General features: G+C 74.3%; 7 protein-coding genes and 1 pseudogene. 1 reads left to right on the forward strand and 7 read right to left on the reverse strand.

Annotated features, from left to right (window positions below):
- Window positions 1-3: 3 nt before the first annotated feature.
- The gene (locus tag ACFY7E_RS32055) at window positions 4-1,587 is read right to left on the reverse strand and encodes an FAD-dependent oxidoreductase (protein WP_389491179.1); all 1,584 of its coding nucleotides are present in this window, start codon (window positions 1,585-1,587) and stop codon (window positions 4-6) included.
- Complete coding sequence (locus ACFY7E_RS32060; RefSeq protein WP_389491181.1) at window positions 1,574-2,842, reverse strand: lycopene cyclase family protein; 1,269 nt, start codon at window positions 2,840-2,842, stop codon at window positions 1,574-1,576. The genes ACFY7E_RS32055 and ACFY7E_RS32060 overlap by 14 nt, the downstream gene beginning before the upstream one ends.
- A gap of 187 nt (window positions 2,843-3,029) precedes the next feature.
- On the opposite strand from ACFY7E_RS32060, the gene ACFY7E_RS32065 reads away from it, so the two are divergent.
- A complete protein-coding gene (locus ACFY7E_RS32065) occupies window positions 3,030-3,602 on the forward strand; it encodes a TIGR03086 family metal-binding protein (RefSeq protein ID WP_389491184.1) in 573 nt (190 codons plus the stop codon).
- Window positions 3,603-3,651: 49 nt separating this feature from the next.
- On the opposite strand, the gene ACFY7E_RS32070 is transcribed toward ACFY7E_RS32065, so the two are convergent.
- The 5 genes and pseudogenes from ACFY7E_RS32070 to ACFY7E_RS32090 form a co-directional block, all read right to left on the reverse strand.
- Window positions 3,652-4,398 carry a sirohydrochlorin chelatase gene (locus ACFY7E_RS32070; protein WP_389491186.1) on the reverse strand — a complete coding sequence of 249 codons (747 nt, stop codon included), beginning with the start codon at window positions 4,396-4,398 and terminating at the stop codon, window positions 3,652-3,654.
- A gap of 13 nt (window positions 4,399-4,411) precedes the next feature.
- The gene (locus tag ACFY7E_RS32075; RefSeq protein WP_389491188.1) at window positions 4,412-5,299 is read right to left on the reverse strand and encodes an ABC transporter permease; all 888 of its coding nucleotides are present in this window, start codon (window positions 5,297-5,299) and stop codon (window positions 4,412-4,414) included.
- Window positions 5,286-6,080: an ABC transporter ATP-binding protein gene (locus tag ACFY7E_RS32080; protein ID WP_389491190.1), complete on the reverse strand. Its 795-nt coding sequence runs from the start codon at window positions 6,078-6,080 to the stop codon at window positions 5,286-5,288. The genes ACFY7E_RS32075 and ACFY7E_RS32080 overlap by 14 nt, the downstream gene beginning before the upstream one ends.
- 37 nt (window positions 6,081-6,117) lie before the next feature.
- Window positions 6,118-7,257 (reverse strand): aliphatic sulfonate ABC transporter substrate-binding protein, encoded by a 1,140-nt coding sequence (locus tag ACFY7E_RS32085; RefSeq protein WP_389491192.1) that lies wholly within the window; start codon window positions 7,255-7,257, stop codon window positions 6,118-6,120.
- Between the two features lie 211 nt (window positions 7,258-7,468).
- Window positions 7,469-8,095 (reverse strand): annotated as a pseudogene (locus ACFY7E_RS32090) (hypothetical protein); the annotation flags it as partial.

Consider the following 8,095-nt stretch of genomic DNA (forward strand, 5'->3'; position numbering starts at 1 on the left):
GGTTCAGTACTCCCCGTACGCCCGGGCCGCCGCCCTCAGCAGCGCCGACCTGCCCCGCCTCGGCACCGTCCACAGCGTCTGCCCCCGCAGGCCCCAGCGCCGCAGGTGCGCGTTGGCCGCCAGGAAGCCCGTGGCGGCGGCCCGCTCCATCAGCGCCACCGGCAGGTCGGTGCGGACCAGGTCGCCGGCGACGGTGACGGTGGGGTCGGAGGTGTCGACCGCGGGCCGGTCCGCGTGGCCGCCGACGGCGAAGAGCGGGCAGTCCTGCCGCCACTCGTCGCGCCGGTCGACGATCCGGGCGCCCGCCGTCTCCGGGTACACGCGGTGGAGCTGCCCGACCAGCTCCCGTCCGACCGCGTCCGGGCCCGCCGCCGCGTCCGCCGCGTAGGCGTGCAGCTCGACCACGGAGCCGCCGGTCTTCCCGGCCCAGCGGGCGGCCTCGCCCTCCCACCGGTCGAGGACGCTGATGTTGTCCAGGGGTCCGTAGCCGCCGGTCCCGAGGAAGCCGGGCCGGTCCGGGGCGACCGGACGGTCCAGCCAGAGCCGGGTGACCAGGAACGGCGGGGCCGTGCGCAGGGCGGCGACCCGGGTGCGCCACGCCTCGTCGCACAGGCTCGGCGAGGCCGCCGCGACGGCCCGGAGCCCGGCGGTGTCGAGCGCGAGGACGAGCGCGTCGACGCGTTCCGTACCGCTCGGGCCGTGCACCAGGTGGCCGCCGTCCGGCGCGGCCTCGACGCGGTCGACGGGGGCGCCGGTGCGGATGTCGACGCCGTGGCCTTCGAGGTAGCGGGCCAGGGGGTCCCACAGGGCCTGCGGATAGGGCTCGTCGGGCACGTCGAAGAGGAGCCCCTCGGAGGAGCCCAGGAAGTAGATGTGGAACATCAGGGCGAGTTCGGCCGCCGACAGCTCCCCGGGGTCGGCGAAGAAGCTGCGGGAGAAGACCTCGAACGCGAGGTGCCGGGCCTTCTCCGGGAAGCGGATCCGGTCGAGCAGCTCCCGCGCGCTGACGTCGTCGTACTGCCGGTGGACGCCGGGGAGGCGCACGTCGAGGAGGGGCAGCGCCGCCCGGGGGTTCATCCGGGCCAGGTCCCGCGCGCCGAAGCTCGGGCTGAGCGCGGCGAAGCCCACGGCGCTCCACGGCGGTGTGCGGGGGACGCGCGCGAAACTGTCGTACAGGCCCGAGCCGTGCAGCAGGGGGTAGTCGGGCAGCGGCCGCAGCCGCTCCAGGCCCGGGTCGACGCGCCTGAGCAGTCCGCGCAGGTTGTAGTACTGGCGGAAGAAGGCGTGGAAGCCCCGGCTCATCGTCGCGGAGGAGCCGTCCGCGAGCTCCACGGGCCACCCCGCGAGCCGGCCGCCGAGCGACGCCTCGCGCTCGTACAGGGTGACGCGGACCCCGCGCTCCGCGAGGACGGTGGCGGCGGCGATGCCCGCGATCCCGCCCCCGACGACGGCGCAGCGCGGCCCGTCCCGGTCCGCCCGGTCCCGTCCGGGGTGCGCGGGCAGGACGGCCGCCCGGCGGTCGCGGCCACGGCGCGGCGCGGGGGCCGGAGTCGGTTCCGGGAGGGAGAGGTGCTCACGGCCGGTCATCGGGGGCCTCCTGGTGCGGTCCCGGGCGGGGGCGCCGGGGGAGTAGGGGGACTTCGGCCGCCGTGCGGAGCATGGCGGGGACGGGCGTGCGCAGCCCGATGGAGAACTCCTCGGCCGGCCCGGTGGCGCCGTCGAGGAAGCGGAGCAGCCGCTCGCAGGGGACGCGCTCGAAGAGCCGGGTGAAGAAGGCCGGGCCGTCGATCCGGCCCGTGTCGAGTCCGCGCAGCAGGACGGAGTCCATCGCGAGCGCCCGGGAGGAGTACGCGGGCGGGGGCACCGGACAGCGGCCCCGGTGCAGGGCGTCCGCGACGGCGCGGGCCTGCCGCTGGATCGCCGCGAAGGCGTACCCGGTGGAGGGACGGACGGCCCCGCCCGCCGCCCCGACCCGGAAGACGTGCCGGCCGGTCCTGCGGGGGTACCGGCCGTCGCTCATCGGGATGACCCCCTGCTCGGTGGCGAGCACCCGGAGGGGGCCGAGCCGCAGCACGTCCCGGGTGTACCGGGCCAGGGCCCGGTCGTAGGCGGCGGTCGTCAGCGGGGACCGGCCGAACTCGGTGTACTCGACGAGCGCCTCGTACGGGCCGGTGGGGAGGACGTAGCCGAAGGAGAGCCCGTGCGCGGGCCGGGGCGTGCGGAAGTCCATCAGCTCGACGACGTCCGGCGTGAACACCGGCCGGTCGGTCCGCACGAACCAGCCCCGGAAGTGCTGGAGCAGGGCGGTGCGGGCGGGCGGCGCGGCGGCGGGCGGCCGGGAGTCGAAGACCCAGCGGGCCGTGAGCCGCGTGACGGTGCCGTCGGCCGCGCGGCAGCTCACGACGGCGCCGTCCGGCCCGTCGGCGATCTCCTCCACGACGGCCTCGACCCGGCGCAGCGCGGAGAGCCCCGGCCGCAGGCCCCGCTCGAAGTCCCCGGAGCGCAGCATCTTGTACCGCAGGCCGCCGAGGGAACGCACGGGACCGGATCCGTCCGGCCCCCGCACCCGGAGCCCGCCCCAGCTCGCGGTCAGGAAGGAGTCGTACGGTCCGGGGCCGGCCTCCCAGAAGCACCAGGTGCGCTCCGGGGGCCGCAGCGGGCCCGGCGGCGCCTCCACGAGGGTGACGCGGGGGGCGGGGACGCCGTCCGGAGGGGCGAGCAGCCGCCACGCCAGGGACAGCCCGGCCGCGCCACCCCCGACGACGACCACCTCGGTACCGGCGTCCGCTTCTGTACCGGCGTCCACCTCGGTACCGGCGTCCGCCCCTGTGCCGGCGTCCATGGGCACCCGTCACCCCCCTCACGTCACCTCGGGAACGGTCCCGGTGGATCTACCCGGGAACGGGGGCGATGCGTGGCCCCGTGCTGCATTCGGCCCATCCGGGGGCGGCGGATGCGGCGGACGCGGAGGAGGAGAGGTGTCGCGAAAGTTCAAGACCGGGTGACGGGCCGCTCCGTAGCGTCGGAGCATGAACGAGATCCACACCCACCTCACCGTCTGCGCCGCCGAGGCGAGCCGGGCAGCCCGGGGCGTCACCACCGAACAGCTCGCGGCGCCCTCCGTCTGTGACGGCTGGACCGTCCGCGCACTCGCGAACCACCTGGTCCTCTACTCCGCGCACGGCCTCGAACACCGCGCCCTGCGCACCCCGCTCCCCGAGGCGACCGCCGAGCGGGACTTCGCCGGGGAGGAGGACTGGGCCGGGGCGTACGCGGCACAGCTCGATCGGGCGCTGGCCGCCTGGGAGCGGCCCGGGGCCTGGGAGGGCGAGGTCGACCTCGGGTCCACCGCGATGCCGGCCCCCGTGGTCGCGTCCCTGGTCGTCAAGGAACTCGCCCTGCACGGCTGGGACCTGGCCCGCTCCACGGGCCAGGGGTTCGCGCTGCCGGAGGGGACGGCGGCCTTCGTCCTCGCCGTCGTCGAGGAGCACGCCGAGGTCTACCGCCGGTACGAGGGCTTCGCCGCGCCGGTCGACGTCCCCGACGACGCCCCGCCGTTCGACCGCGCCCTGGCGGGCAGCGGACGGAACCCGAAGGACTGAGGGCCCTCCCCGGCGGCGGCCGGAACGCGGAAGACCGGGGCGGGCCGTCTCAGACGGCCGCCGTCGTCACCCGCTCGGCCGCCCGCACCGCCCCGTCGTACCGGGCGAGCAGCAGCCGGGCCAGCTCGGGCGAGGGCCCGAGCACGTCCGCGAGGACGTCCGCCTCCGCCGCGCCCACCGCGATGCGGTCCGGGAGGCGGCCGGGGGCGATCACGTACGGGGCGACGGCCACCTGCCGGACGCCCGGCTCGGCGCGCAGCGCCCGTACGGCGTCCTCGGTGCGGGGAAGAGCAGCGGAGGCGAACGCGGGCCGCACGGAGCACCAACCGGTGCGCCGCAGCTCCCGCGCCGTTTCTGCGATCACCGCGATCGCCTCCGGGTCGGTGGAGCCCGCCGAGGCCAGGACGACCCCGGTCGCGCTCTTGTCGCCGGGCGCGAGCCCGGCCTCGTACAGCCGCCGTTCCACCGCCGCGACGAGCAGCGGCGACGGACCCAGGACCTCCGCCCGGCGGATCCGCAGCGGGGCGGGGGCCTGCCGCAGCACGGCCGGCACGTCCGCCTTCGCGTGGAAGGCCCGGGTCAGGAGCAGCGGCAGCGCCACCACGTCCCGTACGCCCTCGGCGGCGAGCCGGTCGAGCACACCCGTCACCGACGGCAGGTTGAAGTCCAGGAACGCCGTCTCCACGCGCAGCCCCGGCCGCAGCGCGCCGGCCCGGCGCACCAGCGCCTGGACGGTGGCGGCGTGCCGCGGGTCGCGGCTGCCGTGGGCGATCACGAGGAGGACGGGATGGTTCATGACGGTCCGGAGCTCACTTCACGAGGAGGCCGCGGCTGCGGAGCACCCACCGCTCCAGCGGACTGAAGATCAGCAGGTCGATCGCGATGCCGACGACCAGGATCAGCAGGATCGCCAGGAACACGCCGGGCAGGTCGATGTTGTTGCGGCCGTTCTCCAGGAGCTGGCCCAGGCCCAGGCCCAGGTCCGGCGAGGAGGCGATGATCTCCGCGGCCATCAGCGAGCGCCAGGAGAACGCCCAGCCCTGCTTCAGGCCCGCCAGGTAGCCGGGCAGCGCGGCCGGGAGGACCACGTGCCAGGTGCCCTTGAGGCCGGTGGCGCCCATGGTGCGGCCGGCCCGCAGGAACAGCGGCGGGACCTGGTCCACGCCGGAGACCAGGCCGTTGGCGATGGACGGGACGGCGCCGAGCAGGATGACGGTGAACATCATCGCGTCGTTCAGGCCGAACCAGAGCACGGCCGGCGGCACCCACGCCACCGAGGGCAGCGACTGCAGACCGGACAGGATCGGGCCGATCGCGGCGCGCACGAACTTCACCCGGGCCACCAGCAGGCCCAGCGGGGTGCCGATGGCGAGGGCCAGCAGGAAGCCGGCCAGGCCCCGGGACACGCTGGTCCAGATGACCTCCAGGAGGGTGCCCTGGAGCCACATGTCGGCCAGGCCGTCCCACACCGCGGACGGCGCGGGCAGCTTGGTCTCCTCGGTGATCCCCGCCGAGACGAGGACCTGCCAGACGACGAGGACCAGGGCGACGGCGAGGGTGGGCGGGAGGACCTTCTTGACGAGGACCTCGCGGACCGGGGTGCGGCGGACCTCGACCGCGTCGAGGGCGTCGAGTCCGGCCTCCAGGCCGGCGAGGTCGTCCGCCTTGGCCTTCGGGGCGGTGTCAGTGCTGGCCATGGCGGCGGATCTCCCCACGCAGGTGTTCAGTGATCTCGACGGACAGCTCGGCCACGTCCGCGTCCTCGATGCGGCGCGGCTGCGGGATGTCCACGGTCCACTCCTTGGCCACCCGGCCGGGCCGGGAGGAGAGCAGGACCACGCGCTGGGCGAGGCGCACGGCCTCGCGCACGTTGTGGGTGACGAAGAGGACCGAGAGGTTCGTCTCCTCCCAGATGCGGGTGAGTTCGCCGTGCAGCACGTCGCGCGTGATGGCGTCCAGAGCGGCGAACGGCTCGTCCATCAGGAGCAGTTGGCTGTCCTGGGCCAGCGCGCGGGCGAGGGCCACCCGCTGCCGCATGCCGCCGGACAGCTCGTGCACCCGCTTGCCGTACGCGCCGCCGAGCCGGACGAGTTCGAGCAGCCGCTCGGCCTCCGGCCGGCGCTCGGCCCGGGGCACCCCGCGCAGCCGCAGGGCGAGTTCGATGTTCTTGCCCGCGGTCAGCCACGGGAAGAGGGCGTGCTCCTGGAACATCAGGGCCGGCCGGCCGTCCGGGGTCTCGATGGACCCCTGGGTCGGCCGGTCGAGTCCCGCGACCAGGTTGAGCAGGGTGGACTTGCCGCACCCCGAGGCCCCCAGGATGGTGACGAACTCACCGGGCGCGACGTCGAGGCTGACGTCGTCCAGGACGAGCTGGGTACCGGCCGGGCCGGAGAAGGACTTCGAGACGTGCTCGATCCGGGCGGCGTGCGTCCGTTCCGCCGTCGTGCCCTCGGCCGCCTTGGCGAGCGTCGTGGCCATGGTCGTCACCTCCTGGGGTTCGTGGGTTCGCCGGCGGTTACTTGACGCCGAGTCCGGCGTCGGAGACCTCGGGCTTGCCGGCGGCCTTCAGCACCTTGTTGAGGAGCGTCAGGTCGTAGATGCCGGCCAGGTCGGGCCGCTCGATGAGCCCGGCCTTGACCGCCCACTCGGACTGGGTCTTCAGCGTCGCGGCCAGCGGGTCGTCGGTGATCGCGATGCTGGGCCACGCCGGGTCGATCACCTTGGCGGCCAGGGGCTTGCCGGTCTCCGCCTCCAGCGCCGCGTTGGCCGACTCCTTGGCCTTCTCGGGGTTGGCGTTGATCCACTCGTTGGTCTTCACCGTCCCCCTGAGCACGGCCTCGACCACGTCCGGGTGCTCCGCGAGGAACTTCTGCGACACGATGACGTTCGTGATCACGAACTTCTTGCCGGGCCACAGGGTGGTCTCGTCCAGGAGGACGGAGGCGCCCTGGGAGACCAGCTTGGACGCGGTCGGCTCGGGGACCCAGGCGCCGTCGATCGAGCCGGACTTGTAGGCGTCCGGGGTGACCTTGTTGTCCGTGCGGACGACCGAGACGTCGCCCTTGCCGGACTCGGGGTCGACCTTCCAGCCCTTCTCGGCGATCCAGTTGAGGAGCGCGACGTCCTGCGTGTTCCCCTTCTGGGGGGTGGCGATCCGCTTGCCCTTGAGGTCGTCCAGGGTCTTGATCCTGTCCGGGTTCACGACCAGCTTCACGCCGCCGGAGGCGGAGCCGGAGATGATCCGCAGGTTCTTGCCCTTGGACTTGACGTACGCGTTGATGGAGGGCGAGGGGCCGATGAAGCCGATGTCGAGGGAGCCGCCGTTGAGCGCCTCGATCTCGGACGGGCCGGCGTTGAAGAACTGGGGCTTCAGCTTCGTGCCGCCCAGTTCCTTCTCGATGATGCCGTCCTGGACGCCGATCAGCGCGGTGGCGTGCGTCAGGTTCGGGAAGTAGCCGATCCGCACCTCGGAGGCGGAGAGCTTCTTCGCGTCGGCCGCGACCGGGGCCTTCTTGTCGGAGGGCTCGTCCTTCTTCGCGTCGGAGCCGTAGCCGCACGAGGCGAGCGTGCCGATCAGCAGGGGCAGGGCGGCGGCGGCGACGATGCCGCTGCGCAGCGTCTTACGGGTGGTGCGGGAGTTTCCGGTGGCAGACACGCGGGGTTTTCCTCTCGGCACGTGGTCTCATGACGCACGTCTTCGGCGGTGGGGCAGGGGCGGGTACGGCTCGTGGGGGGTGTGGGCGCGCAAGCGGTGCGCGTACGTCATCGCGCACATCGCGCCACCCCTCCCTGGCCGCTGCCGAGGGTGCCGCTGCCGACGCGGCCCCCCTCCTTCGCGAAGGTCGAGTAGATGTCGGGGAGCATATCTAGAAGTCCCATCCTTCCTCGTCCTCGGTCGCCGCGACCGCCTTGGCGGTGGCGAAGGACTCGCCCGCCATGCCGGCCGCGAGCGTGGTGCCGTCCGCCGGGTCGATCAGCAGGAACGAACCGGTGCGGCGGGAGTCCGCGTACGCGTCGAGCGCGAGCGGCTCGGCGGTGCGGACCACGACCCGGCCGATGTCGTTGGCGACCAGCCGCCCGGGGTTCGGGTGCTGGGAGAGGTCGTCCAGGGTCAGCCGCGAGGGGATGTCCTTGACGATCGCCTTGACCGTACGGGTGGTGTGCTTGAGCAGGACCCGCTGGCCGACCGTGAGCGGCCGGTCCGCCACGTGGCAGACGGTCGCCTCGACGTCCTGGCTGGTGGCCGGGGCGTCGCCGGCCGGGGCCAGCAGGTCGCCGCGCGAGATGTCGATGTCGTCCGCGAGCCGGATCGTCACCGACTGCGGCGCCCACGCGGTGTCGACGGCCTCGCCGAGCGCGTCGATCGCCGTGATCGTGGAGGTCTTCCCGGACGGCAGTACGGTGACTTCTTCGCCGACGTGGAAGGTTCCGGCGGCGATCTGTCCGGCGTAGCCGCGGTAGTCGGGGTGTTCGGCGGTCTGGGGGCGGATGAC

Source organism: Streptomyces sp. NPDC012825, from assembly GCF_042900925.1.
Taxonomy (GTDB): domain Bacteria; phylum Actinomycetota; class Actinomycetes; order Streptomycetales; family Streptomycetaceae; genus Streptomyces.

Excerpts from the sequence above, each read along its gene's own strand:
- ACFY7E_RS32055 (WP_389491179.1), bottom strand. The coding sequence starts at position 1,587 with ATGACCGGCCGTGAGCACCTCTCCCTCCCGGAACCGACTCCGGCCCCC.
- ACFY7E_RS32060 (WP_389491181.1), bottom strand. The coding sequence starts at position 2,842 with ATGGACGCCGGCACAGGGGCGGACGCCGGTACCGAGGTGGACGCCGGT.
- ACFY7E_RS32065 (WP_389491184.1), top strand. The coding sequence starts at position 3,030 with ATGAACGAGATCCACACCCACCTCACCGTCTGCGCCGCCGAGGCGAGC.
- ACFY7E_RS32070 (WP_389491186.1), bottom strand. The coding sequence starts at position 4,398 with ATGAACCATCCCGTCCTCCTCGTGATCGCCCACGGCAGCCGCGACCCG.
- ACFY7E_RS32075 (WP_389491188.1), bottom strand. The coding sequence starts at position 5,299 with ATGGCCAGCACTGACACCGCCCCGAAGGCCAAGGCGGACGACCTCGCC.
- ACFY7E_RS32080 (WP_389491190.1), bottom strand. The coding sequence starts at position 6,080 with ATGGCCACGACGCTCGCCAAGGCGGCCGAGGGCACGACGGCGGAACGG.